We start from the raw sequence: 25,473 nt of genomic DNA, 5'->3' as shown, positions 1-25,473 counted from the left end.
GGGTGGTTTCGCGGCCTTTCTCAATGCCAGCGCCAACGAGCGGGCGGAGCTGCTCGAGGAGCTCACCGGTACCGAGATATACGGCGAGCTGTCGCGCATGGCCTTCGAGCGACGGCGTAGCGAAGAGGAGGCGCTGAGGTTGCTCGACGCCCGCTCCGCTGCCCTGGAGCTGCTCGACGATCAGCGCCTGGAGGCGTTGCGTGCCGAACAGGAGGCGCTGGCCGTACAGCTGCAACAGCGGCAGCGGCAGGAGCAGGCGCTGCTGCAGGATCAGCAGGGGCTGCAGGCGCTGCAGCGGGCCCGTGCGGCCATGGAGCAGCACCTGATGCAGCAGCGCCAGCTGCAGGCGAAATGGCAGGCCGCGGCGCCCGAGCTCGAGCGTCTGGCTGCCGCGCTTCCGGCACTGGATATCCAGTCGCTGTACCAGCGCAGCCGCAGCGACAGTGAACAGCTGCAGGAACTGGACGCCTCGATCGCGCAGGACAGGCAGCGTCTGGCCGACATCGACCAGCGCAGTCGGACGCTGGCGGATCAGGAAGCGACGGCGGCCCGGTTGCTGCAGCAGGTGCGCGCTGAGCGGGAAACGACCGAAAACCGTCTGGTCGACGAAGTGATACCGCTCGACAACCGCATCCAGGGGCTGGACGAGCGGTTGCGGGATCTCGACAGCGAACTCGGCGGACGGGACGAAAAGATTGCCGAACTGCAGCGACAGAAACAGGACGCGGTGCAGGCCCGTCAGGACGCCGGGGCCCGGGTCCGGGTGGCTGAAGACTACCTGGCGCAGCATGCTGCCCACGCCTGCCTGGGCGAGCGCCTGCCCCTGTGGCGGGCCCAGTTCGAGCGCCGTGCCGAGCTTGGGCATCAGCTCGAGGGGCTGACGCAGAATGCCCGGCAGCTCGACGAGGCGCTCGCGCAGCTTGAGCGTCAGGCCGCCGATCTCGAACGCAGTTGTGAGCAGGCGGGAGACGCACTCGAAACCCGGCGGCGCAAGGTGCAGGAGCTGGAACGGCGCTGTGCGGAACAGCTCGGCCCCGACGGGCGGGAGGCGCTGGAACAGGGCGTCAGGGCGCTGCAGGACAGCATTGGCGTAGCCGGGCAACTGGCGGCGCTGGTCGAACGCCACGGCGCGGTTCAGGCGCGCCTGGAACAGCGGGGCCGGCAGCAGGCAGAGGTCGGGGCGGTCCTGCAAACCCGCCGGGTCGCGCTGAGCGAGACCCGTCAGCGTTATGGCGAGTGCCGGCAGCATCTGCTGGACCTGGAGCGCCTGCTGGAACAGGAGCAGCGGATACAGGACCTGAGCGCCTATCGCGAGCAGCTGCGTCCGGCCGAGGCCTGTCCGCTGTGCGGCGCCACCGATCACCCCTATGTTACCGAGTATCGCCCGCCGAAGGCCGACGATAGCCGCCGTCGCCGCGACGAGAAGCGGCAGCAGCTGGATCAGCTGCGCGAGTCGGGCGAGGCCCTGAGTCGTGAAGTGGCGGGATTCGAAACCCAGCTGCAGGGGCTCGCAGTCCAGCTCGAAGAGGACCTCGAGGAGCGCAGTCGGCTCCTGGGCGAATTCGACGCCCTCTGCGGCCGGCTGCCGGAGGCCGCCCGGCGCGGGCTGGTGCTGGATCAGCCGGAAACTGTCAGTCGCTTGCAGCAGGGGCTGAAAGCGCAGCTCGAGGGCAACGAACGCCGGGTCGCACAGTTGCATGCACTGGAGCAACAGCGAAGCGAGCAGTCCGAGGCACTGGCTCGCAGCGAGCAGGCACTGGTGGCGCTGCAGCATCAGCAGGCATTGCTGCAGCAGGCGCAAACGGCACAGCGCGGGCAGCAGCGCCAGCAGACGACGGCGGTCGATGACTGCAGGCAGGCACTTGAAGCGCTCGAGCAGGCGCTGGCCGCAACGGTCGGCGAGTCCGGGTTGCCGACCGAGGCCGGGCAGGGGGAATGGCTGGTTGTGCAGGAGCGGTTGCGGGTCGGCTATCAGCAGATGCAGCAGCAACGGGAGCAGCAGCAGCGGGAGCAGGAACTGGCCGACGGCCGGTTGCGGCAGTTCGAGCGCGAGCTGGACGAGCTGCAGGAGCAGTTCCGCCAGGCCGGGTCGCGCCGGCAGTCGCTGGCCGATGAATTGGCCGAGCTCAGGGCGCAGCGCGGCCGGCTGTTCGACGGACGGCCCGTGGCCGAGGTGCGCGCAGCTGCGCTGGAACGCTTCCTGAATGCCGAACAGGCCTGGCAGCGGCTCGGTGCCCAACTGGCCGAAGTCCGTCAACAGCAGGGCAGCCTGGGCGGACGTCTCGAGGCACTGGAGCGTCGACGGCTGCGGGCCGGTGAACAGCAGCAGCAGTCTGCAGACGCCTGGCATGAGGCGCTGGAGGCCAGCCCCTTCGCCGACGAGCAAGCTTTCACTGCGGCCATGCTCGAAACGGCGGAACGTATGCGACTGCAGGCCGTGCGCGATGAGCTTGAAACGGAGCGTACCCGCAATGAATCGCTGCTGGCGCAGGCTCGGACGCAGCTGAGCGAACTCGAGCAGCAGCCTTTCGCCGCGCTCGATCCCGACGCCGTCGCCGCAGGCCTGGCACAGGCGCGCACCGAACTGGGCGCTCTGGGGCAGCGTCAGGGTGCGTTGCAGCAGCAACTCGACCAGGATGCACAGCAGCGGCGCAATCAGCAGGATCTGCTGCGACAGATCGAGGTTCAGCGGGCCAGCTTCGATACCTGGGCACAGCTCTCGAGTCTGATCGGCTCACAGAAGGGAGACCGTTTTCGCCGTTTTGCACAGGGCCTGACGCTGGACCACCTTATCTATCTGGCCAATCGTCAGCTGGAGCGGCTCGATGGACGTTATCGGCTGCAACGCAAGCAGGGCGACGAGCTGGAGCTGGCGGTGATCGATGGCTGGCAGGCCGACTGCCTGCGCGACACCCGCACGCTGTCGGGTGGCGAGAGCTTCCTGGTCAGCCTGGCGCTGGCACTGGCGCTGTCGGATCTGGTCAGTCACCGCACCCGTATCGACTCGCTGTTCCTGGACGAGGGGTTCGGCACTCTCGATGCCGATACCCTGGATGTCGCTCTCGATGCGCTCGACAACCTCAACGCCAGCGGCAAGATGATCGGCGTGATCTCCCATGTTGAGGCGCTCAAGGAGCGGATTCCGGTGCAGATCCGGGTGCGCAAGGGCAATGGTCTCGGCCACAGCCGCCTGGATGCAAGGTACAGGTTCGAGCCGTAGGGTGGAATGAATGAAATGAATTCCACCGGTGTTTTCAGGATTCGCCTCGGCGGAACGACATTGACCCGCCGGGTGCCGGATATCCCCGGTGGAATTCGCCCCCTTTGGGGCTCATTCCAACCTACGTTTGATCAAGCTCCGCGCGCAGCAGGGGAGGTTGGCCCGGACCCAGCTGCGCCGGATCGGTCCCCAGTCCGTAACACGGTAGAGGCCGCAGTTGTTGCGCTCGCCATCGCTCTGCTCGAAGGTGCAGCTGATGCCGATATCCTCGAGGTCCTTGAGACTGTCCTGGAGGGTGCGCCGGGGCATGCCCGTCTTGGCCTGCAGGGTTCGCAGGTTGTGCTTGCCGTTGTCGATCAGCCAGGCCAGGTAGAGCTTGCGGAAAAAGGCGCGCTGGGATCTGCGGGTCATGGGCCGGTTCCTTTTGTCCGTACTGCCACCCCTCAGACTAGGCCATGGATGGCCTTTGTGCAGACAATGCAGGAGCAATTGTCTGTCTAGGCCATGGATGGCGGAAGGCCGCCCCGCCTTTGTGCAGACAATGCAGGAGCAATTGTCTGTCTAGGCCATGGATAGCCTTTGTGCAGACAATGCAGGAGCAATTGAATAGAACCCCGCTGACCATTACCGCCGTGCTCTGGCCGGGAAAGCTCGCGCCGGGGCGCCATTTCCCGTAAACTGCCCGGCTTGATGTACATCCGGGCCGATTCTCCCTGTGGGGGACAAGCGGTCCCGCCGATCGATCCCACTTGACGGATATTCATGACTGCTTTTTCCTCTCTCGGACTTTCCGAACCGCTGCTGCGCGCCGTGCAGGAGCAGGGGTACGAAACCCCATCCCCGATTCAGGCCCAGGCGATTCCTGTCGTACTGGAAGGACGCGACCTGCTGGCGGCCGCTCAGACCGGCACCGGCAAGACCGCGGGCTTCACGCTGCCGATGTTGCATCGTCTGAGCGAACACCGTCCGCCCGAAGGTCATATGCTGCGGGCGCTGGTGCTGACGCCGACCCGTGAACTCGCCGCTCAGGTCGCCGAGAGCGTGACCACCTACGGCCGTCATCTGCCGCTGCGCTCGGCCGTGGTGTTCGGCGGCGTCAGCATCAATCCGCAAAAGGATCTGCTGCGCAAGGGGGTCGATATTCTGGTGGCGACACCGGGCCGGCTGCTGGACCTGCAGGGGCAGGGTGCGCTCGATCTGTCCCATATTCAGATCCTGGTGCTCGACGAAGCCGACCGCATGCTGGACATGGGCTTTATTCACGATATTCGCCGGGTGCTGAAGCTGCTGCCGGCGAAACGGCAGAACCTGATGTTCTCGGCGACCTTCTCGCCCGAGATCAAACGCCTGACCCAGGATATCCTGCACAACCCGACCAGCGTCGAGGTGGCCCGCAACGCGACGGCCCACAAGATCGAGCAGGCCTTCTTCGACGTCGAGAAAAACGACAAGATGCCGGTGCTGTCCCAGATGATTCTGGCCGGCGACTGGTCGCAGGTCCTGGTGTTCACGCGCACGAAACATGGCGCCAACCGTCTCAGTCAGCAGCTCGAGCGCAACGGTATCAGTGCCGCGGCGATTCATGGCAACAAGAGTCAGAACGCCCGCACCCGCGCACTGGCCGATTTCAAGAGCGGTCAGATCCGGGTACTCGTGGCCACCGACATCGCGGCCCGTGGCCTCGATATCGACCAGTTGCCCCATGTGGTGAACTATGAGCTGCCGAACGTACCGGCCGATTACGTGCATCGCATCGGTCGTACCGGTCGGGCCGGCGCCAGTGGCGAGGCGATCTCGCTGATCAGTCGCGACGAGAACAAGGAGTTGAAGGCGATCGAGCGTCTGTTGCGGCGCAAGTTCGACGTGCAGCCCATGCCGGCCGTCGATCTGGAGTTGCTGCGTCGCAGCGCCGAAAGCTATGTGCCGCCGGTCGCGCCGGAGCCGGTGCAGAAAAACCGGCCGGTGGCGGCGAAGGTCAGAAACGTCGCCGTGGCGGTCGCGGCGGCAAGAGCGGCAGTGGCGGCAACGGCGGGGCTTCGCGCCCGCGCCAGGCGGCAAGCGAGCAGCCGCGGCGCCAGGACGAGGGGGCGCCCAAGCCCCGCCGCAGGCGCCGACCGCGCCGCAGCCCCGCACCTTCGGCCCATTGAGAGCGCAGCTCCCCGGATAGCGTAGTGCTGTTCGATTAAGGGGTTCTGCTCACCGAACGCAGGAACGGAATCCGGTATTCATCGTTGGATACCGGATTTTTTGTGCCTGTTCGGTAGACGGGGCTGAGGAAGGGCGAGCAGTGCCCGGTCGCCTGGGCTGTCGTAATTGGGTAATCCGGTGCGAAATTCTGTCGTTTTTGGATAACTTTACGGAAGGCGTCGTTTCTATACTCGGAGTCAGGTGCCGCTGCGGCGCTGCAACCGGCGTGAAGAGGAGGGGGCGCCATGACCGAACTCCCTGGTACCGGGAGCTGTTCCCAACCCTACCGGGTGGGCTTCCTGCTGGTTGATAATTTCACCCTCATCGCGCTGGCGACCGCGATCGAGCCGTTGCGCATGGCCAACCAGATGGCTGGCCGTGAACTCTATACCTGGCAGTTGGTATCGGACGACGGCCAGCCGGCGCGCGCCAGTGACGGCATTGCCATGCTCCCCGATGCCGCTATTTCCGACCGGCAGTGCTTCGATCTGGTGATTGTCGTCGCCGGGGTGGATGTAATCCACAGCTACTCGCGCCGCGACTTGAACTGGTTGAAAGCCCTGGCGCGCCGGCGGGTGGTGTTGGGCGCGGTCTGTACCGGGGCCTATGTGCTCGCCAGCGCCGGGCTGTTGGACGGCTACGGCTGCAGTGCCCACTGGGAGTGCCTGGCCGCCATGCGGGAAGGGTTTCCCAGGGTCCGCTGCAACAACCGCCTCTATACGCTGGAACGCGACCGGATGACCTGCACCGGCGGCAGCGTACCCCTGCACATGATGTTGAGCTTTCTGGCCCGTCGGCACGGCAGGGCGCTGGCCAATGCGGTGTCCGACATGTTCGTCTGCGACCGGATGCGTGAGGACAGCGAACAGCAGCCGGTATCGCTGCGCCAGCAGTTGATGGCGGTTCAGCCCAAGCTCGCCGAGGTGGCCCAGCTGATGGAGGCCAACATCGAGGAACCCATCGAGCTGCAGGAGCTGGCTCAGTTGGCCGGTGTTTCGCGACGAAAGCTGGAGCGGTTGTTTCTCAAGCATCTCGACTGCAGTCCCTCGCGTTACTATCTCAAGCTGCGTCTGGATCGGGCACGGCGCCTGCTGAAGCAGACCTCCTGCCCCATTGTGGAGATCGCCTCCATGTGCGGGTTTGTTTCCGCCACCCATTTCAGCCGCTGTTATCGGAAGTACCTGGGCATGGCGCCCAAAACCGAACGGCTCATGGTTTCCGGATGCCCGACTTCGATGGATGTGCTCACCGAGCCACTGGTGCAGGTGACTTCCGCGTCACGGCATGCGCTGCGTATGGCGCGGCTCGAGCCTACCTATGGCGAGTTCAACGGCGCCGTTCTACCTACCCACTGACCGGTGCCGAATCGGGCCCGGTCGCGGCTGGCGCCTGTCGCAATACCGTCGGTTTACGACAGACCGGTCACCCGGCCTTCCCCGTCCAGTCCGATATCCAGTGCCGCCGGCCGGCGAGGGAGGCCCGGCATGGTCATGATGTCGCCACAGATGACGACCACGAAGCCGGCGCCGGCACAGAGACGGACTTCGCGCACCGGCAGGCAGTGCCCCTGGGGAGCACCGAGGCGTCTCGGGTCTGCGGAAAAACTGTACGGGGTCTTGGCGATGCAGACCGGCAGATGCCCGAAACCGAGCTGTTCGTATTCGTCCAGCTGCCTGCGTGCCTGGGGCGCGAAATCCACGTCGGCCGCACCGTATAGCCGGGTAGCCACGCTGTGGATTTTATCCGCCAGCGGCATCCCGTCCGGGTAGAGCAGCTCAACGCCGGAGGGGGCGCTTGCGAGGCGATCCAGCACCGCCCGCGCCAGCTCCGTGGCCCCTGCGCCACCCTCGGACCAGTGTTCGGCCACGGCCGCTGTAACGCCCCATTGCGCACAAAGGCTTTCGAGCAGCGCCAGCTCATCTATGCTGTCGCCGGGAAATCGGTTGATGCAGACGATGGGATCGAGGCCGAACTGGCGCAGATTACCGATGTGTCGTTCCAGGTTTTCGCTGCCAGACCTTAGTGCTGGCAGATCGGCAAGCTGCAACTTGTCGGCACCAAGGCCACCGTGCATCTTGAGTGCACGAACCGTACAGACCAGTACCACCGCATCCGGACGCAGACCGGTCTGTCGGCCCTTGATGTCGATAAATTTTTCCGCGCCAAGGTCGGCCCCGAAGCCGGCCTCGGTCACCACCACATCGTTGAGCGCCAGCGCCGAACGGGTGGCGACCACCGAGTTGCAGCCATGGGCGATGTTGGCGAAGGGGCCGCCGTGAACGAAGACCGGGTTGTGCTCCAGGCTTTGCACCAGGTTGGGCGCAAAGGCATCCTTGAGCAGTACCGTCATGGCGCCGTCGGCGCCCAGTTCCCGTACACTGACCGGCGAGCCGTCGCGACGCCGGCCAACGATGACCTGGCCGAGTCGCCGACGCAGATCCTGCAGGTCCTCTGCCAGACAAAGTATGGCCATGATCTCCGAGGCCACCGTGATGTCGAAGCCGGATGCGCGCGGTGTGCCGTGCGCCGGTCCCCCAGGCCCGTGAGGGTGTGCCGTAACGTCCGGTCGTTGAGATCCATGACCCGCCGCCAGCTGACCCGGTGCGGATCCAAATCGGATTCATTGCCCCAGTGAATGTGATTGTCGATCAATGAGGCGAGCAGGTTGTGGGCCGCGGTGATGGCGTGAAAGTCACCGTTGAAGTGCAGGTTGATATCGTCCATCGGAATCACCTGGGCGCGGCCGCCACCGGTGGCGCCGCCCTTCATGCCGAAGCAGGGGCCCAGTGAGGGTTCGCGCAGGCACAGCGACGAACGCACGCCGAGCCGGTTCAGTCCGTCGTTCAGTCCGATGCTGGTGGTGGTCTTGCCTTCGCCGGCCGCGGTGGGCGAGATGGCGGTTACCAGTACCAGCTTGCCGGCTCTGCCGGTCCTGCTGCGTCGACACTGGTCGAGATTGAGCTTGGCCTTGTAGTGGCCGAACGGGATCAGGCTGTCGGCGTTCAGGCCCCAGTGCTGTTGCGCGAGCAGCAGTATGGACTGCGGCTGCACCGCCCGGGCTATATCGATGTCGGGGCTGCCCGGTGGCGGCAGTGGAATTTCGCCGAAAGCGGAGGTTTGTGGTTCGTCTGGCGGCATGCTCAGGGCGGTTTCCCCTGCTGCCTGGAGGGGCGCCGGTTGCACCCCGTCTCGAGAGTCAAAAGGTTTCATTTCAACACCTGCGAACCTGGTTGCTGCGGATCGTCCCGCAGGCGGTGCAACCACTGAGCGGTGGTTTCCAGCCCGCCGAACGTGAAGAGGTGAATGCCCGCCAGATGGGTCCCCGGATGGGTCTGGCGATGCTGTGCCAGCGCCTCGACCACGCCGTCCGGTGTCCAGGCACGCAACAGGCGGGCGGCGCCGGGCGTGCGCCGAAGCAGACGGGCCGAAACGCCCACCCCGCAGTGAGCGGCGTAGGTCAGCAGGGTTCGAATGCGTGTGGGTCCCGGCAGGCCGCAATACACCGGCAGCGGCAGTGCGCTGTCATCGAACAGGGACACCCAGTCCGTAAAGCGTGTCGCTTCGAATGCGAACTGGGTCACCACCCAGAGGCGGGCACCGGTGCTGCGCGCATAGTCCCGCTTGGTGTCCAGTGCGTGCATCAGTGCCCTTTCATCCACGATGGGGTGGCCATCGGGGTGCCCTGCAATACCGAACCGGTGGAATCCCTGCTCGGCCAGCAGTCCGCATTGCAGCAGGTCCAGCGTGTCCCGGAAGGGCCCGGCGGGCCGTTCGACATCGCCGGCAATCAGCATAAGGTCGCGGGCCCCGGTTTCGTACAGTCGTGACAGCCGCTCGTGCAGTTCGGCACGGCTGCGTAAGCGGCGGGCCGCCAGATGGGGCACAGGTCGCAAACCTTCGGCCAGCAGTCGTCGGCAGGCCGCCAGGGTATCCTCGACACGGGTTTGGGGCAGGCAGGGCAGGTAGACCGGCGTGCCGGCCGGCAGCAGTTGTGCCACCGACGGCAGCCGGGATTCCAGAATGCGCCCGGCCGTCACTTCGACAGAGGCGGTTCGCGCCAGCGCCCGGACGGCAGCGGCGGTTTCGTCGACCGCCGACTGACGCCCCGATTTTTTCATCAGTTTCATGACGTTTTCGCTCGCTAGTCCGCGAAGTCGATGCCCTTGGCCCGAGCCCGTTCGCGGGCATTGGGATTCACCGAGGGACGGAAGGGGACTTCGACCACGGTCGCATCCACCTCGGTGGCGCCGTCTGCGGCGGCGTACTCGACCGGCAGCCGGACCCTCAGGGACGTGCCGATCCCACACAGGTCCCAGGGCACATAGGCCAGGGCGATATTGGTCTCGAGTTCCGGCGAATACCAGGGGAGGTGACATAGCCTACCGCTTCACCGCTTTCGGGAAGAGCCACCAGCCAGAAGTCGTTGGCATAGTCGGTGACCGCCGCGCCGCCGAAACTCAGCCCCACCATCCTGAGCCGGAAGGGCGGGCTACCGGCTTCGATTTGCCGGCGAAGGGCTTCCAGCTTCTGCTTGCCGATATAGTCCGCCTCTTTGTTGCGCGGCACCTGATAGGCGAGGTTGCACTGAAACGGCAGCGTTTCCTGATCGACATCCTGGCCCCAGGAAAGGATGCCGGCGGCGATACGCCGGTGGTGCGCGGGGGCGATTACGCGAAGGTTGTGCTTTTCTCCGGCCTTGAGCACGGCGTACCACAGATCCTCGGCGTAGCGGGTTGCGTCGTAGAGGTAGATTTCGTAACCCTTCTCGCCGGTGAAACCGGTTTGGGAGATAACGACATCCCGCTCGGCGACCTTGCCACGCATCAGACCGTAGTACGGGATGTCGCGCACCTCGTCGCCGAACAGGTCCACCATCAGTGCCTCGGATTTGGGGCCCTGAATCTGCACCGGTGCCACATCGATTTCGGCGATGCTGACATCGTAGCCGAGCCCCAGGTTGACGCCGCGCAGCCAGAGTTCCAGGTCGCTGTCGGACACCGAGAACCAGAACTCGTCCTGCGCCAGGCGAAGCAGTACCGGATCGTTGAGAATGCCGCCCTCCTCATTGCAGAGAATGACGTACTTGCCGTGCATCGGTTCGATTTTGCTGGCGTCACGGGTGATCACATAGTTCACGAAGGCTTCGGCGTCCGGCCCCTTGACCCGGATCTGCCGTTCCACGGCCACGTTCCAGAGGGTGACGTCATTGACCAGCGACTGGTATTCCACCATGGCGCCGCCGTCTTCGGGGCGCACATAACCCCGCGGGTGGTACATGCGGTTGTACACGGTGGCGCGCCAGCAACCGGCCTCGTAGGCCAGATGCCAATAGGGTGATTTGCGCACGCGGGTGGAAATGAGCATCTCCACCGGCGTGGGGCCGGATTGTCGCAGGTTGACCGGCACGCGGCGGTCGGACTGGTCGATGCTCGCGGGCTGGCGGGCGGAGCCTGCGCGCTGTTGCGGGAAATCCTGCAGTGCCTGTTCGAATTGAGTAGCCATCTCGTTATACCTTCGCTCGGGTGGGAGATGGTTTTAAATGTGGTTGTGAACGGTCGACGAGACCGGTACCCGTACGACAGGCGATGGTCCAAAAGCGGCAGCGTGGGACAGATAATGCCCGGAATTCGCCTGAAGCTCATGTAGGTTGGAATGAGTCCCGAAGGGGCGAACTCCGACGCTTGTTTACGGATACGGGATAATACCCGGAATTCGCCCGAGGCTCATTCCAGGCTACGGTCGGCTTTCTCGAAGCGCTGCCCGGAGACGGCCGGGTGGTATAGCGGCTGTACGGCGTTGCCGGCCGGGTCCAGACAGTAGAAGCTCCTCACACCCGGGTCGTTCTTGTGGTCGTGCGGCCGGCTCAGGATCTCGACGCCATTGGCGGCCAGGTATTCGGCCCAGGCATCGACGTCTGTGGGGCGGTCGCAGATAAAGCCGAAGTGGTCCATGCGCTGGGGGCCGGCAGCGGTTTCGTCCGCATCGGCACGGCTCAGTGACAGGTTGTCGTTGCCCAGGGTCAGGTAGACCAGGTTCTCGTGGGGGCGGTGCAGCACTTCCATGCCCAGCAGTTCGACGTAGAAGCGTTCGACCTCCTCGAGATTGGGCACGCTGAAGGCGATATGGCGCATGCCGTTCAGCCGGTTCGGGCGTTGATTCATGCGTTGGCTCTCCGGGGTTGAGTTGTTTACTGTTTGTATCTAAAGTCTCTTTTGTTTGTATACAAAAATACGTTTTCTGGCTTACGGATTCAACAGGGGATTGCCATGTACTGCATTTTCATCAGCGTCGACCTCAAGCCCGGTGCCCGCGCGCGCTACCTCGAGCTGATCGCCGAAAACGCCCGCGCCTCGGTCGAGAACGAACCGGGCTGCCATACCTTCGACGTGCTCGCCGACCGCGAAGATGAAAACAGGGTCTACCTGTACGAGGTCTACGACAGCCCGGACGCACTGCAGGCGCACAAGGAAACCGAACACTACCTGCGCGACCGGGCGCAGATCAACGAGTTGATCAACAAGCAGCAGGTGCTGCGCGCCGATGTACTGACCTTCTGTCCCGCGCGCGGCTGACAGCGCCGGCGTCGGGCTTCGGGCTGCGCCCTCAGACCAACCTGCGAGCGCATCGTCCATTCATTGTGCATCGCCGGGTGGCAGCAACTCGAAGCTGGGACTGAATATCTGTTCCACCGGCGGGTGCAGATGGGTCCGTTCCGGATAGCTGGCCTTCAGGCCGTCGTACAGGGTCTGGGCGTGCCGGTGCCAGTCTTCGTAGTCGACGCCGGCAATGGCCCCGCCGTCGACGCGGATACGGCCGTTGACGATCACCGTTTTGAAGTCCCGGCCGGTACCATTCATGATCATCGTCTGGATCGGGTCGACCCGCTGGCCGAGGTGGAAACCGGACAGGTCGAACACGGTGATATCGGCCCGGGCGCCGGGTGCCAGCCGGCCCAGGTCCTCGCGGCCGAGCGCCCGGGCGCCGTCGAGGGTGGCGGCGTTGTAGAAGTCGGCTGCGCTGACCGCCTGGCTGTCGTCCTCCATGACCCGGTTCAGCATGATGCCGGCGTGCATGTTGCGGATCAGGTCCGGCGGGAAGGTATCGGTGCCCAGGCCGATGTTGATGCCGCGCGCCCGGAGCCGGCTGAAGCTGTTCAGTGCCTTGCCATGGCGGCCGAAGACGATCGGGCAGTGCACCAGGGTGCTGCCGGCGTCGGCGAGGTAACCGAGTTCGCGCTCGATCTGTTCCGGCCGGGCCTCGCCGCCGCCGAGGAAAAGTCCGTGGGGCAGCAGGGCCCGGGGGCCGAGAAAGCCTGTATCGTGCAGCAGTTGCAGCGACGAGGTGCCGAAGCGCTGCTGCATCGTATCGACTTCGAGCTGCGACTGGCAGCAGTGCAGACGCACCGGACACTCGAGCGCCCGGCTGGCATCGCGGGTGCGCTCGAGCAACGTGAGGGAACAGCCTTCGATCCGGTCGGGTGCCAGCATGCCGCGGATCAGGCCGTCGTGGCGGCCGTCGAAGGTCTCAAGAAAGCGTATAGCGTCGTCGAGGCCGGTCAGGCCCCGCGGCTCGTCCCAGTGCATGTCGAAGCGGCCGTTGGGGCGGACCGTCGACAGCCCGGTGCGATAGGCCGGCCCCAGGTAGGTGCGCAGGCCCAATTCGGCGGCGATATCGACGGCGCGGGCGAATTCGTCGTAGGTCTCGGCCCATTCCCGGTACAGCAGGGATGTGATCGGCAGGGCGGTGGTGATGCCGTTGTGCAGCAGCTGGGCATAGGCGTAGCGCTTCATGAAGTCTTCGGCCGTGCGGTCATAGACTTCCCGGCTGCCGCGCTCGACATAGCTGCTGGCCCAGACCCGGCCACAGCGCCAGGCCGGTCCGTTGTCGAATCCCAGCACCGTGGAATCGAGATCGGCGAGGGCATCGAGATCGATGAAGCCCGGTCCTACTATGGCGTATCCCGCATCGATCTCGCGATCGACCGGCCCGTCGTAACCGAAGCCGCAGAAGATGATGGTGTCGTCGCGATAGACGACTTCGCCGTTTTCCAGCAGCCGGTGCCGCTGGCCGTCAAAACCGACGACGTAGCGGCCTTTGATGCGTGTGCAACCCATGGCGAAGCTCCTCCTCAGACCAGGCACCGGCCGTCGCGGGCGATGATGCGCCCCGACTTGCAGACCAGGGTGCGCGGCGGGCGGCTGACGATCGCGTGGGCCGGGGTCTCGGCATCGAGCAGCACGAAGTCGGCGCTGCAGCCGGGGGCGAGGCCGTAATCCTCGACGCCCATGACCCGGGCGCCACCGCGGGTGCAGATCTCGAGAATCATCTCCAGCTCCTCGTCGCGGCGATAGTTACTGCGAAAGCCCATCAGCATCGCCCGCTCGAGCATGTCGGCATTGCCGTAGGGGCCCAGGCGTCGCGGATGCCGTCGGAGCCGGCGCAGACCAGGATACCGGCCTCGTGGAGCCGCTTGATCGGCGGGAAGGCGATATGGCCCGGGCCATGGGTCATGATCGCGATACGCTGTTCGCGCAGTGCCTCGATCAGCGTCTGCAGGTAACTGTCCTCCAGCATGCCGAGACAAAAGGCATGGCTGATGGTGACCTTGCCCTGCAGGCCCAGTGCACGCGTGCGCTCGATGATCATCTCGATCGAGGTGGCGCCGAGGTGATCGGGTTCGTGCAGATGGATGTCGATCTCCACCCCTTGCGGTCGGCGATGGCGAAGATCGTATCGAGATGCCCGGCGGGGTCGCGGTCGATCGACGACGGGTCGATGCCGCCGACCACTTCGGCGCCGGCATCGACGGCGGCTTCCATCAGCTCGCGGGTGCCGGGGCGGATCATCAGGCCGCTCTGGGGAAAGGCCACGATCTGCAGGCTCAGGCTGTCGCGGAACTCGTCACGGGTAGCGAAAACCCCTTCCAGATTGGCCAGGCCGATATCGGAGTCGATATCGACATGGGTACGGATATGGGTGGTGCCCCGGCTGATCGCCTGACGCACCTGGTTGGCGGACTGGGTGCGGGGGAGAGGTTCAGCCGTCGTCGGACGCGGCGTTCGTTCTCGATCTTGTCGATGATGCGCGGCCCGGCCTCATGGCGCTGCCAGGGCTGGCCCCAGAAGGTCTTGTCGATATGGGTGTGGGCGTCGACCAGGCCCGGCAGCAACAGCTGGCCCTGGCCATCGATGTCGGGGCAGTGCTCCGGAACGGGACTGCTTGCCGGGTCGGCGAAGCGCCCGTCGAGCACCAGCAGATCCGTCGGTACGTTGCCCAGCGGGCGGACGTTGCGCAGCAGCAGAGTGTTTTTGTTGTTCATGCGGCGATTTCCTTGATTTGAGACAAAAGGGGCCCTGCCTGTCTAACAGCAGGCGAAGATCGGCAATCGAAAGCAGGCCGGTCGGGCCTCAGGCAAAAACCTGTTTCAGATCGACGGTTTCTTCCTGGGGAGGCGCCAGATCGAGCTGGCTCTCGAGCTCTTCCAGGTGCTCTTCCATCAGTTGCACGGCCCGGTCCACTTCGCGGGCCGATATGGCCTCGATCAGTCCATGGTGCTCGCAGCAGGCACGGTCACCGGCACTGCGGCCGTTGGCCGAGTGCGAGCGCTGGTAAAGCGCAACGATCAGCGACGAGCGGGAGATGATCTCGTGCAGAAACTGATAGAGCACCGGCCGCCCGGCCAGCGCGCCGATCAGCAGGTGAAACTCCCCGGACAGCCGGATGCGGGTGCCGTTGTCGCCCCTGTGGTGGGCTTCGTGCTCATCATCGACGTGACGTTGCAGCGTCAGGCGGTCCTGGGGGTACATTTGGCGGCCAGCTCCCGCACCATTTCAAGCTCGATCAGACGGCGCGTCTTGAACACTTCCTGCGCCTCCTCCCGGGTCGGTTCGGCCACGAAAGCCCCGCTGTTTGGAATCAGCGTCACCAGATGGTGGTGCGCGAGTTGCTGCAGCAGCTTGCGCACGAAGCCGCGGCTGATGCCGAATGCCTCGCACAGGTCGTCCTCCTTCAGGCGCATTCCCGGCACCAGCTTGTGGGATACGATGGCGCCCCAGACGCGCTGGTATACCGCGTCGAGGTCTGTTCTTGCAGTTGCCTGGGCTCTGTCCATAGCGGTTCTACCGTTCTGTTCAATCACAAGGTCGCTGTTGTCGGGGAACATACTCTATCGCACCTTGGCCGGGAACGAGCGCCCGGATGTCGCGGCTACCGGCGGTCGACGTTCTCCGGTATCGCCGGTCGGTCATGTTTCTAGGCTAGTTTCGATTCGATAACGATGCAATAAAAAATTGTTAACAAAAATAGTTCGTGAGTCTGGCGGGTACGTCGAAGTCTCGGTTTATTTTTATTAATTTGTTGAAATTGCATCGAAAAATTGCTCCTCCGACTGCCTGGGGTGAGGCTGAGGGTGGCTGAAAAGTGACCAGTCGGTCAGGTTAAAGTTTAGCTTCCAGCTTGACATCTCGGCCCTTATCGTCTGTATTGAATACAAGATCGTTAACGAAAAAATAAATCATCGTTAACGTATCGGGCCCGGTCGGTCCCTGTCGACCGCCCGGGCTGAACATTGACGGCAAGTGCAGAAGTAACGAGAGAATAACAATGCGAAAAACACTACTGACTGTTGCAATGACGGTTTCGATCGGGCTCTCGGCAGCGACGCCGGGGCTGGCCAATACCCTCAGGGTGGCGGATGCAACGGACATTGCCTCGCTCGACCCCTACTCCATTACCGAGAGCAATACGCTCGGTTTCCTGCATCATATCTACGAGCCTCTGGTGCGCTATAACGCCGACCTGAAACTGGAGCCTGCGCTGGCCCGGTCCTGGGAACTGATCGAACCGAACCGCTGGCGTTTCCATCTGCGTGAGGGTGTCAGTTTCCACAATGGCAACCCGTTCGATGCCGACGATGTCGTGGCGTCGATCCGGCGCGCCATCGATCCCAATGCGCCGATCAAGGTCAATGTGCCGACGGTGGTCGACGCGGTCAAAGTCGATGCACTGAGCGTCGATATCGTGCTGAGCAAGTCCGATCCGCTGCTGCTGAACTACCTGACCAACGTCTATATGTTCGATCGGGAGTGGCTGACCGAGCATGATTCGCTCAAGGCCGTCGATCTGCGCAAGGGGAGGAGAACTATGCCTCCACCCACGCCAACGGTACCGGCCCCTTCAAACTCAAGAGCCGCCAGCCCGATGCGCTGACGGTGCTGGAGGTCAACGGCCAGTGGTGGGATACGCCCCTGCACAATCTCACCGAGATCCAGTTCACGCCGATCTCGTCCGATGCCACGCGGGTCGCAGCGCTGCTGTCCGGCGAGATCGACCTGATGAGTCCGGCGCCGCTGCAGGATATTCGCCGCATCGAGTCGGCCCGGGGCGTCAAGGTGATGGAAGCGCCGTCGCTGCGTACCATCCTGTTCGGTTTCAACCAGCGTGACGACCAGCTGCACGATTCCGATATCAAGGGCAAAAATCCGCTCAAGGATGTGCGTGTCCGCAAGGCGCTTTATCAGGCCATCAACATGGAGCTGATTCAGAAGAAGATCATGCGCGGCAAGTCCCGCAACGCCGCCCTGGTGGTGGCGCCGGAGGTGCCCGGCTTCTCGTCCGACCTCGATCAGCGTTTTCCCCATGACCCGGAAGCGGCCAGGGCGCTGCTGGCCGAGGCCGGTTATCCGAATGGCTTTCGTGTCGGACTGGACTGCACCAACGATCGCTATGTCAACGACGAGGAGATCTGTCAGGCGGTGGTGTCGATGTGGGCCCGGGTCGGCGTCAAGGCCAACCTGACCGCCCAGAGCAAGGGCAATCATTTCCAGAAGATGCTCAATGGCGGATCCGATATCTACATGTTCGGCTGGGCGACGCTGCCGATGCTCGATACCTTCAGTGCGCTCACCGGTTTTCTTGCCACGCCGGCCAACAACCTCGGTACCTGGAACCCGGGCGGCTATTCCAATGCCCGGATCGACGAGCTGATCGACCGGATCGCCGGCGAACTGGACGAGGACAAGCGCCGCGCGATGCTGGCCGAAACGCTGCAGATCGCCCGTGATGAGGTGGCGCTGATTCCGCTGCACCAGCAGCCGCTTTCCTGGGGCGTACGCGAGGGGGTGACTCTGCCGCAGACGCCGGATGACAAGCCGCGTCTCTGGTACGCCAGGGTCAACTGAGCCGAGGGACCGGGTCTTGGCCCGGTCCTTATCCTGCTGATACTCACTGCAAGGAGTCCCCATTATGCTCAGTTTTCTGATCCGTCGTCTGGGCCAGTCGGTGCTGGTGATGCTCGCCGTTGCGCTGCTGGCCTTCAGCATGTTCCGTTTCGTCGGCGACCCCGTCACCGGCATGCTGCCGCAGGATGCGTCGCACGAAGAGCGGGCGCAGCTGCGCGAAAGCCTCGGGCTCAACGCGCCCCTTTATGTGCAGTTTTCCAAATTCGTCGCCAATACCGCCCAGGGCGATTTCGGCATCTCCTATCGCAATCAGCGTCCGGTCTCGGATCTGATCGCCGAACGGATGCCGGCGACCCTCGAACTGGTGGCGGTGGCCTTTCTGATATCGCTGCTGGTCGGGGTGCCCATGGGTGTCTATTGCGCACTCAAACCCCACAGTTTCCTCAGTCATGTCTTCCAGACGCTGTCGCTGATCGGCATTTCGCTGCCGACGTTCGTCACCGGCATTCTGCTGATACTGGTGTTCTCGGTGACACTGAACTGGCTGCCGTCCTTCGGCCGCGGCGAGGTGGTTCAGCTGGGCTGGTGGAGCACCGGGCTCCTGACCGCAAGCGGTCTGAAGTCGCTGATCCTGCCCGGCATCATGCTCGGTCTCTTCCAGGTCACTTTGATCATGCGGCTGGTGCGGGCCGAGATGCTCGAGGTGCTGCGTACCGACTACATCCGCTTTGCCCGGGCCCGGGGCCTCAGCAACCGCGCCATCAACTTCGGCCATGCGCTGAAGAATACGCTGATGCCGGTGATCACCATTATCGGCCTGCAGCTGGGCGCCATGATCGCCTTCGCCATCATCACCGAAACGGTATTCCAGTGGCCGGGCATGGGCTTCCTGTTCATCCAGGCGGTCAGCTTCGTCGATATCCCGGTGATGTCCGCCTACCTGCTGCTGGTGTCGCTGATATTCGTGCTGATCAACATGGTCGTGGATATGCTCTATTTCCTCCTCGATCCCAGGCTGCGCGCCGATCGCGGCGCCGTGAATCTTCACTAAGGAGGCGAGGCAAATGCAAAGACTGATGAGTGTAGCCGACGACTGGCGGCGTTTTCTCGACAGCGACATCTTCTACAGTTTCCGTCATTCCCGTCTGACGGTCGTGGCGGCCCTGGTCACGCTGGTCCTGGTGCTGGCGGCGCTGTTCGCGCCCTGGATCGCACCGCACAATCCGTTCGATGTGGCGACCCTGAGCCTGATGGACAGCGAACTGCCGCCGGTCTGGATGGAGGGGGCGACTGGCGCTTCCTGCTCGGCACCGACAGCCAGGGGCGCGACGTGCTGTCGTCGATGCTCTATGGCCTGCGCGTGTCGCTGGTGGTGGGGTTTGCCGGTGTCGTCGTGGCGATGATTCTCGGTGTCGGTCTGGGGCTGCTCAGCGGCTTCATGGGCGGGGTGGTCGACGCCTTCATCATGCGCATCGCCGACATGATCCTGAGCTTCCCGGCGATCCTGGTGGCGCTGCTGATCAACGGCATCGCGCTGAGCTTCCTGCCCCAGGAGGTGATGAACGAAGCGGCGATCTATGTACTGATCCTGGCGATTGCCCTGACCAGCTGGGTGCAGTATGCCCGTACCGTGCGCAGCTCGACGATGGTCGAGAAATCCAGGAGTACGTCCAGGCCGCCCAGGTGATCGGCCTGCATCCACTGCTGATCATGGTGCGCCATGTGCTACCCAACGTGCTGGGTCCGGTACTGGTCATCGCCACCATCAACCTCGGGCTCGCGATCCTGACCGAAGCGATGCTGTCGTTCCTCGGTGTCGGCATGCCACCGACCGAACCCTCGCTCGGCACTCTGATCCGGATCGGCAACGAGTTCCTGTTCTCCGGCATCTGGTGGGTCGTTATCTTCCCGTCCATCACCCTGGCGCTGCTGGTACTGGCGGTGAACCTGCTGGGTGACTGGCTGCGCGATGCGCTGAACCCGAAACTGCGCTGAGGAGAATTTCGCATGTATAACAACGATAACAAGACTGCATCGCTGCTCGAGGTCGACAATCTGCGGATCGAATTTCCGACCCGCCGGGGTGTGCTGACCGCCATTGATGGCGTCTCGATGAATATCCGGGCCGGCGAGATCCTCGGCGTGGTGGGGGAGTCGGGGGCCGGCAAGTCGCTCACCGGCACCGCCATCACCGGCCTGCTGGAGCGCCCGGGCCGGATCGCCGGCGGCGAGATCCGCTTCAACGGCCAGCGCATCGACAACCTGGCGGCCGAGCCGATGCGCCGCTTGCGCGGCAAGCAGATCGGTTCGATCTTCCAGGATCCGCTGACCAGCCTCAACCCGCTCTATACGGTGGGCCGGCAGCTGATCGAAACCATCCGCACCCATACCGACCTGACGCCGCGACAGGCGCGGGCCCGGGCGATCGAGATGCTCAAGGAGGTCGGCATTCCGGCGCCGGAGCAGCGCATCGACCAGTATCCGCACCAGTTCTCCGGAGGCATGCGCCAGCGGGTGGTGATCGCGCTCGCACTCTGTGTCAATCCGAAGCTGGTGATTGCCGACGAACCGACCACGGCGCTGGATGTCTCGGTGCAGGCCCAGATCATCAGCCTGCTGCAGCGCCTGTGCCGGGATCACGGCTCGGCAGTGATGCTGGTGACCCACGATATGGGCGTCATTGCCGAGACCTGCGACCGGGTCGCGGTGATGTACGCCGGCCGCCTGGTGGAGATCGGCCCGGTGCAGGATGTCGTCAAGCGCGCGCGCCACCCCTATACCCGCGGCCTGATGGGGTCGATCCCGAAGCTCGGTGAGGAGGTCGAGTACCTGACCCAGATCGACGGCGCCATGCCGCGGCTGAGCCACATCCCGCAGGGGTGCGCCTTCAATCCCCGCTGTCCTCATGCGACGGCCAGGTGTCGCGAGGAAAAACCGCCGCTGGACGGCATCGGCGCCGGACAGGTGGCCTGCTGGCTCTGGGAGGGCCGCTCCCAGGATACCGACGCCGGCGAATTGTTTGCCGAGGCGGCCTTGCGGCGTCGGGAACCGGCGCGGGAAAACAGCGGTGAAGACAACGTAAAAAAGCATGTCGCGGCATGCGAGCAGGGGGTGGCATCATGAATGCGATTCTGAACGAGGCGGACATCAGGACCGTCGAGGATGGAGACGAGGCGGCGCCGATTCTTCGGGTCAGTGGGCTTAAACGGCATTTCGATGTCTCGCCGCCGCTGCTCAACCGCATTCTCGAGCGGGCACCGAAACAGTACCTCAAGGCGGTCGACGGCATCGATTTCGAGATTCACAAGGGCGAGACCTTTGGCCTCGTGGGCGAGTCCGGTTGCGGCAAGTCGACCGCGGCGCGTCTGGCGGTCGGCCTTTATGCCCCCAGTGCCGGCGCGATCGAGTTTGCCGGTACCGACATAGGGCCACTCAATCGCAGGCAGATGGCGCCGCTGCGCAGCCGCATGCAGATGATTTTCCAGGACCCCTATGCCAGCTTCAACCCGCGCTGGCGGGTGCGCAAGATCATCGCCGAACCGATCCGGGTGTTCAAGCTGCTGAAGAACGACGCCGAGATCGAGGCGCGGGTCGCGGAGCTGCTGACCCAGGTGGGCCTGATGCCGGCCGATGGCGACAAGTATCCGCACGAATTCAGCGGCGGTCAGCGCCAGCGCATCTCCATCGCCCGGGCCCTGGCCAGCAATCCGGATTTCATCGTCTGCGACGAGCCGACCTCGGCACTCGATGTCTCGGTGCAGGCGCAGATCCTCAACCTGATGCGCGATCTGCAGCGCCAGTACCGGCTGACCTACCTCTTTATCAGCCATGATCTGGCGGTGGTGTTCCATATCTCGGACCGGGTCGGGGTGATGTATCTCGGCGCGATGGTCGAGCAGGCGCCCGCGTCCGAGTTGTTGCGCAATCCCCGTCACCCCTATACCCGCATGCTGCTCGATGCGATACCGGATCTCGAGATGAGCGGGCGTGCCCGCACGCCGGTGAGCGGCGAGGTGCCGAGCCCGATCTCGCCGCCGAGCGGTTGCACCTTCCACCCCCGCTGCCCCCACGCCAATGAGCGCTGCAGGGCCGAGCGGCCGGCGACGATCGCCACGGACGGTGGCGGCCAGGTGGCCTGCCATGGCGTCGAGGAAGGGCGTATCTGACGCTGTCCCCTGATGTCGGTTTGAGTGTGGGAGCCCGCTCCGCGGGCGAATGGCCCTTGCGCTGCGTGAATGGGAAGGGTCCCCAGGTTTCCGTTGTGCCTCCGGTGCGGATTGGCCCGTCGGTCGCTGGCCGGCGGGTCCTTGTTGCCTCGCGAGCGCGTTATACCCAGTTTCAGAACCGGTGGCATACCGGTCGTTCGAGCAGGATCCGACCTGCCGGGAGAAAGATGATGGAGTTCGACTTCACAGGTCTGAGCAAGCAGGAGAAGTACAAATTGCTGGTGAGCTTCGTGGTGCCGCGACCGATCGCACTGGTCACCAGTCGCTGCGCTGACGGCATCAACAACGCCGCGCCGATCAGCTTCTTCAATGTATTCAGCGACGAGCCACCGCTGCTGATTCTTGGCATTCAGCACAAGCCCGGGGGATACCCAAGGATACGACCCGCAATATCCTCGAGACCGGCGAGTTCGTCGTCAACATGGTCGACGAATCGATCGCGCAGGCGATGATCGTCTCGTCGATCGGATTTCCATCCGACGTCGACGAGATCGACGCTGCGGGCCTGACCTGTGCCGCCAGCACTCAGGTTGCACCGGGGCGGATACTGGAAGCACCGGCTGCCTTCGAGTGTCGCCTCGAACGCAGCGTCGACTATCCGAACCGTTCGATTCTGTTCGGCGAGGTGGTGGCCATGCATGTGCAGGATCGTTTTATCGATGCCGAACGGTTGCGTGTGCGTTCACCGGAATACTGCCCGATCTCGCGGCTGCATGCCGATGTCTACATCTCGACCCGCCACCAGTTCGAACTGCCTCAACTGAGTTACGAGGATTGGCTGGCTTGCCGGGAGGCGAGGATCAGGACCGCCTGAGGCATCCATTGCGTGCACCGCTTCATGCCGGTGCCCGGGAACCGGGGTAGGTATCAGGTCCCTTAAATCTGGCGGAGGCGTGGCGATATTCTGTCTGCTTGGTCTGAATGTATATATATAAATATATATTTCAGGTTCTGCCAGTTGCTGGTCAAAGCGTCATTGTTCTGTGCCTTTTGATAAAGACGCCACTTAATAAAAAACACTTATATAATTGATATAAAACAAGATATTCAATCTGTTTAGGGCGATGCAAAAGCACCGCCCCCGCTGGCATGCATGGGCGGGCCTGCAGAAGTTGAGTGCCGATACATATTTTTCTTGACAGTGGCGGTCTCTTTAACCGTAATGTATATACATATGTTAACAATTGAATGCGAGATTGTTAGCGATGGTACTGGGCGTACGGTGAGTTTCCGGTCGTCTCAGTGAAATACAGAGCGGAAGTAGCGAGAAAAATTACAATGCGAAAGACAATACTTTCTGTTGCAATGTCCCTGGCCGTCGGCTTGACCGCGGCGTCACAGGCGAAGGCCAATACCCTGCGCATAGCGGAGTCGTCCGATATTGCATCGTTGGATGCCTATTCGGTGACCGAAAGCAGTACCATCGCCTTTCTGCACCACGTCTATGAGCCGCTGGTGCGCTACAACGACCGGCTGGAACTGGAGCCTGCTTTGGCGACCGCCTGGGAGACCGTCGAGCCGACCGTCTGGCGCTTTCATCTGCGCGACGGTGTGACCTTCCACAACGGCAATCCATTCGATGCCGACGACGTGGTGGCCTCGATCAAACGTGTTCTGGACGCGCCAATCAAGGTGAATGTGCCGACGGTGGTCGATGCCCGCAGGGTCGACGACCTGACGGTGGACATCGTGCTGTCGAAGCCCGACCCGTTGCTGCTCAACTACCTGACCAACGTCTACCTGTTCGACAACGAGTGGATGATCGAGCACGACGCGCTGAAAACGGCCAATGTCTACCAGGGCGAGGAGAACTATGCCACGACCCATGCCAACGGTACCGGCCCCTTCAAGCTGAAAAGCCGCCAGCCCGACGCGAAAACGGTCCTCGAGGTCAATCCGGGCTGGTGGGATAACCCTAAGCACAACCTGACCGAGATCGTGTTTACCCCGATCGCCTCCGACGCCACCCGGGTGGCGGCGCTGCTGTCCGGCGAGATCGACCTGATGCGCCCGGCGCCGCTGCAGGATATCAGCCGAATCGAGGCGATGGCCGGCGTCAGAGCGATGCAGTCGCCGTCGCTGCGAACCATTTTGCTTGGACTGCGGCAGGGGCAGGACGAATTGCTGTATTCCGACGTCAAGGGCAGAAACCCGATGAGCGACCTGCGGGTGCGCAAGGCGCTCTATCAGGCGATCAACATCGATCTGATCAGGCAAAAAATCATGCGTGGTCAATCGCGCAATGCCACGCTGGTCGTGGCGCCGGAAGTACCGGGATTCGATCCGGCGCGGCAGCGTCATTCCTATGACCCGGCGGCGGCCCGGGCGCTGTTGGCAGAGGCGGGTTATCCCGATGGTTTCCGGGTAGGGATGGACTGCCCCAACAATCACTACGTGAATGACGATGAGATCTGCCAGGCAATCGTCTCCATGTGGGCGAAGGTTGGTGTCGAGGCCAGCCTCAACGCCCAGGGCAAGTCCACCTATTTCGAGAAAGTGCTGCAGGGCGATGCCGACATCTACATGCTGGGCTGGGCGACCCTGCCGATGCTCGACAGCTACAGCGCGCTGTCGGCTTTTCTGACGACGAAGACCGAAAAACTCGGTATCTGGAATGTTGGCCAGTATTCCAATGCACGGGTCGACGAGATTACCGAGCAGGTGGCGGGCGAGCTGGACCAAGGCAAACGGTTGGCGTTGATGAACGAGGCTCTGGGCATCGTCAGCGACGAGGTGGCCGTGATTCCGCTGCATCAGCAGCCGTTATCCTGGGGGTGAGCGAAAAAGTCAGTATCCCGCAGTCGCCGGACGACAAGCTGCGCCTCTGGTACGTCAGGGTCGAATGATCCGGAGGCCCGGCCGCAAGGTCGGGCTTCGCCGCCGCACCAGCGGAACTTCGTCGCTTCGGTCGCCGGCCTCTGCTAAAGTGCGAACATGGTTGTTAATCATTCACGGCCGGATCGTTGCAGATGAACTACCTGGCCCATTTCCATCTTGCCGACCGGGCAGGCAGTTCACTGACCGGCAACTATCTCGGCGATTTCGTCCGGGGAGGGATCTCGATGCCTGGCCGCAGCCGGTCGAGGCGGGGATCCGGCTGCACCGGCGCATCGATGCCTATACCGACCGTCATCCCGACGTGCTGGCGGCGCTCGGGCTGATGAGCCCGGTGCGGCGCCGCTTCGCCGGCATCATCGTCGATGTCGCCTTCGATCATTTCCTCGTGCGTCACTGGTCCCGCTACGAGGCGCGGGCGTTGCCGAACTTTGTCGCCGGGGTCTATCGTCGTCTCGGGGACGAGGCCGCGCTGATGCCGGAAACGGCCCGGTTGCGTTTCGAGCGGATGCGCGAATACGATTGGCTGGTCAGCTACGGCGAACTCGAGGTCGTGGCGCGGGCGCTCGATGCCATCGCATCGCGCCTGAGCCGCCGTACGGCGCTGTACGGCGCCGGCGAGGAAGTGGTGGCGCGCTACGATGCACTGGAGACCTGCTTTCTGCGTTTCTATCCGCAGTTGCTGCGCTGGGTGGAGGAGCAGGGCTGAGAGTTTCCATGCGCGAAGCCAAGCTGGGCTGCGCCCAGCATGGTGGGTGTCGCGGCGCCCAAGCGAAGTAGGACAACGTTTATTCCGCTGCCGGTGCGCCGCTAACGCCACCCTACA

At 63.6% G+C, this 25,473-nt stretch carries 25 protein-coding genes and 3 pseudogenes; 16 read left to right on the top strand and 12 right to left on the bottom strand.

The features are described 5' to 3' along the window. Positions 1–97 precede the first annotated feature (97 nt). A complete protein-coding gene (locus tag ACFQDL_RS28875) occupies positions 98–3,220 on the top strand; it encodes an SbcC/MukB-like Walker B domain-containing protein (protein ID WP_379912210.1) in 3,123 nt (1,040 codons plus the stop codon). Between the two features lie 111 nt (positions 3,221–3,331). Here ACFQDL_RS28875 and ACFQDL_RS28870 read toward each other — a convergent pair whose 3' ends face one another. Then, a complete protein-coding gene (locus ACFQDL_RS28870) occupies positions 3,332–3,631 on the bottom strand; it encodes a helix-turn-helix domain-containing protein (RefSeq protein ID WP_379912208.1) in 300 nt (99 codons plus the stop codon). Between the two features lie 351 nt (positions 3,632–3,982). Here ACFQDL_RS28870 and ACFQDL_RS28865 point away from each other — a divergent pair, with 351 nt between their 5' ends. Both ACFQDL_RS28865 and gbdR read left to right on the top strand, forming a co-directional pair. Then, positions 3,983–5,392, top strand: a complete 1,410-nt coding sequence (locus ACFQDL_RS28865; RefSeq protein WP_379912206.1) for a DEAD/DEAH box helicase — start codon at positions 3,983–3,985, stop codon at positions 5,390–5,392. Positions 5,393–5,652: 260 nt separating this feature from the next. Further along, positions 5,653–6,762: a choline metabolism transcriptional regulator GbdR gene (gene gbdR / locus ACFQDL_RS28860; protein ID WP_379912204.1), complete on the top strand. Its 1,110-nt coding sequence runs from the start codon at positions 5,653–5,655 to the stop codon at positions 6,760–6,762. 53 nt (positions 6,763–6,815) lie between these two features. Here the strand turns inward: gbdR and ACFQDL_RS28855 are convergent. The 5 genes and pseudogenes from ACFQDL_RS28855 to ACFQDL_RS28835 all read right to left on the bottom strand — a co-directional run bounded on the left by ACFQDL_RS28855 (position 6,816) and on the right by ACFQDL_RS28835 (position 11,568). Continuing rightward, a pseudogene (locus ACFQDL_RS28855) lies at positions 6,816–8,545 on the bottom strand (formate--tetrahydrofolate ligase). 68 nt (positions 8,546–8,613) lie between these two features. Beyond that, positions 8,614–9,534: a methylenetetrahydrofolate reductase gene (locus tag ACFQDL_RS28850; RefSeq protein ID WP_379912202.1), complete on the bottom strand. Its 921-nt coding sequence runs from the start codon at positions 9,532–9,534 to the stop codon at positions 8,614–8,616. A 14-nt stretch (positions 9,535–9,548) separates the two neighbouring features. After that, positions 9,549–9,728: a hypothetical protein gene (locus ACFQDL_RS28845; RefSeq protein WP_379912200.1), complete on the bottom strand. Its 180-nt coding sequence runs from the start codon at positions 9,726–9,728 to the stop codon at positions 9,549–9,551. Next, positions 9,692–10,909, bottom strand: a complete 1,218-nt coding sequence (locus ACFQDL_RS28840; protein ID WP_379912198.1) for an aminomethyltransferase family protein — start codon at positions 10,907–10,909, stop codon at positions 9,692–9,694. The genes ACFQDL_RS28845 and ACFQDL_RS28840 overlap by 37 nt, the downstream gene beginning before the upstream one ends. Before the next feature lie 221 nt (positions 10,910–11,130). Then, positions 11,131–11,568: a VOC family protein gene (locus ACFQDL_RS28835; protein ID WP_379912196.1), complete on the bottom strand. Its 438-nt coding sequence runs from the start codon at positions 11,566–11,568 to the stop codon at positions 11,131–11,133. A 105-nt stretch (positions 11,569–11,673) separates the two neighbouring features. On the opposite strand from ACFQDL_RS28835, the gene ACFQDL_RS28830 reads away from it, so the two are divergent. Further along, positions 11,674–11,979: a putative quinol monooxygenase gene (locus tag ACFQDL_RS28830; RefSeq protein WP_379912194.1), complete on the top strand. Its 306-nt coding sequence runs from the start codon at positions 11,674–11,676 to the stop codon at positions 11,977–11,979. Positions 11,980–12,039: 60 nt separating this feature from the next. On the opposite strand, the gene ACFQDL_RS28825 is transcribed toward ACFQDL_RS28830, so the two are convergent. The 6 genes and pseudogenes from ACFQDL_RS28825 to ACFQDL_RS28800 form a co-directional block, all read right to left on the bottom strand. Continuing rightward, the gene (locus tag ACFQDL_RS28825) at positions 12,040–13,521 is read right to left on the bottom strand and encodes an amidohydrolase family protein (RefSeq protein ID WP_379912192.1); all 1,482 of its coding nucleotides are present in this window, start codon (positions 13,519–13,521) and stop codon (positions 12,040–12,042) included. A 14-nt stretch (positions 13,522–13,535) separates the two neighbouring features. Continuing rightward, positions 13,536–14,110 (bottom strand): annotated as a pseudogene (locus ACFQDL_RS28820) (amidohydrolase family protein). Next, the gene (locus ACFQDL_RS28815; RefSeq protein ID WP_379912190.1) at positions 14,050–14,277 is read right to left on the bottom strand and encodes a hypothetical protein; all 228 of its coding nucleotides are present in this window, start codon (positions 14,275–14,277) and stop codon (positions 14,050–14,052) included. The pseudogene ACFQDL_RS28820 and the gene ACFQDL_RS28815 overlap by 61 nt, the downstream one beginning before the upstream one ends. A gap of 11 nt (positions 14,278–14,288) precedes the next feature. After that, entirely contained in the window at positions 14,289–14,726 is a 438-nt protein-coding gene (locus ACFQDL_RS28810) for an amidohydrolase family protein (RefSeq protein WP_379912188.1), read from the bottom strand. Between the two features lie 88 nt (positions 14,727–14,814). Continuing rightward, on the bottom strand, positions 14,815–15,213 hold the full coding sequence (locus ACFQDL_RS28805) for an FCD domain-containing protein (protein WP_379912186.1): 399 nt from the start codon (positions 15,211–15,213) through the stop codon (positions 14,815–14,817). Beyond that, entirely contained in the window at positions 15,192–15,518 is a 327-nt protein-coding gene (locus ACFQDL_RS28800) for a GntR family transcriptional regulator (RefSeq protein ID WP_379912184.1), read from the bottom strand. Before ACFQDL_RS28800 ends, ACFQDL_RS28805 begins: the two co-directional genes overlap by 22 nt. Positions 15,519–16,009: 491 nt before the next feature. On the opposite strand from ACFQDL_RS28800, the gene ACFQDL_RS28795 reads away from it, so the two are divergent. From ACFQDL_RS28795 to ACFQDL_RS28740, 12 genes and pseudogenes are all read left to right on the top strand, one after another. Beyond that, positions 16,010–16,615 carry an ABC transporter substrate-binding protein gene (locus ACFQDL_RS28795; protein WP_379912182.1) on the top strand — a complete coding sequence of 202 codons (606 nt, stop codon included), beginning with the start codon at positions 16,010–16,012 and terminating at the stop codon, positions 16,613–16,615. Next, positions 16,597–17,586, top strand: a pseudogene (locus tag ACFQDL_RS28790) (ABC transporter substrate-binding protein); the annotation flags it as partial. The gene ACFQDL_RS28795 and the pseudogene ACFQDL_RS28790, both read left to right, overlap by 19 nt. Positions 17,587–17,650: 64 nt before the next feature. Next, complete coding sequence (locus ACFQDL_RS28785) at positions 17,651–18,637, top strand: ABC transporter permease (protein WP_379912180.1); 987 nt, start codon at positions 17,651–17,653, stop codon at positions 18,635–18,637. Between the two features lie 13 nt (positions 18,638–18,650). Then, positions 18,651–18,989 (top strand): hypothetical protein, encoded by a 339-nt coding sequence (locus tag ACFQDL_RS28780; RefSeq protein ID WP_379912178.1) that lies wholly within the window; start codon positions 18,651–18,653, stop codon positions 18,987–18,989. After that, complete coding sequence (locus ACFQDL_RS28775; RefSeq protein ID WP_379912176.1) at positions 18,917–19,273, top strand: ABC transporter permease subunit; 357 nt, start codon at positions 18,917–18,919, stop codon at positions 19,271–19,273. Before ACFQDL_RS28780 ends, ACFQDL_RS28775 begins: the two co-directional genes overlap by 73 nt. Further along, on the top strand, positions 19,270–19,581 hold the full coding sequence (locus tag ACFQDL_RS28770) for an ABC transporter permease subunit (RefSeq protein ID WP_379912174.1): 312 nt from the start codon (positions 19,270–19,272) through the stop codon (positions 19,579–19,581). Before ACFQDL_RS28775 ends, ACFQDL_RS28770 begins: the two co-directional genes overlap by 4 nt. Before the next feature lie 12 nt (positions 19,582–19,593). Continuing rightward, entirely contained in the window at positions 19,594–20,709 is a 1,116-nt protein-coding gene (locus ACFQDL_RS28765) for an ABC transporter ATP-binding protein (RefSeq protein ID WP_379912172.1), read from the top strand. Then, a complete protein-coding gene (locus ACFQDL_RS28760; RefSeq protein WP_379912170.1) occupies positions 20,706–21,752 on the top strand; it encodes an ABC transporter ATP-binding protein in 1,047 nt (348 codons plus the stop codon). Before ACFQDL_RS28765 ends, ACFQDL_RS28760 begins: the two co-directional genes overlap by 4 nt. A gap of 227 nt (positions 21,753–21,979) precedes the next feature. After that, positions 21,980–22,264: a flavin reductase gene (locus ACFQDL_RS28755; protein WP_379912168.1), complete on the top strand. Its 285-nt coding sequence runs from the start codon at positions 21,980–21,982 to the stop codon at positions 22,262–22,264. Then, complete coding sequence (locus ACFQDL_RS28750) at positions 22,234–22,626, top strand: flavin reductase family protein (protein WP_379912166.1); 393 nt, start codon at positions 22,234–22,236, stop codon at positions 22,624–22,626. Before ACFQDL_RS28755 ends, ACFQDL_RS28750 begins: the two co-directional genes overlap by 31 nt. Positions 22,627–23,090: 464 nt before the next feature. Then, positions 23,091–24,590: an ABC transporter substrate-binding protein gene (locus ACFQDL_RS28745; RefSeq protein WP_379912164.1), complete on the top strand. Its 1,500-nt coding sequence runs from the start codon at positions 23,091–23,093 to the stop codon at positions 24,588–24,590. Positions 24,591–24,750: 160 nt separating this feature from the next. Further along, a complete protein-coding gene (locus ACFQDL_RS28740; protein ID WP_379912162.1) occupies positions 24,751–25,356 on the top strand; it encodes an acyl carrier protein phosphodiesterase in 606 nt (201 codons plus the stop codon). Positions 25,357–25,473: the final 117 nt, after the last annotated feature.

Origin of the sequence: Marinobacterium aestuariivivens, assembly GCF_042661465.1 — a bacterium.
In the GTDB taxonomy this organism is placed as follows: domain Bacteria; phylum Pseudomonadota; class Gammaproteobacteria; order Pseudomonadales; family Balneatricaceae; genus Marinobacterium_A; species Marinobacterium_A aestuariivivens.
This window is presented reverse-complemented; position numbering and strand designations above follow the sequence as displayed.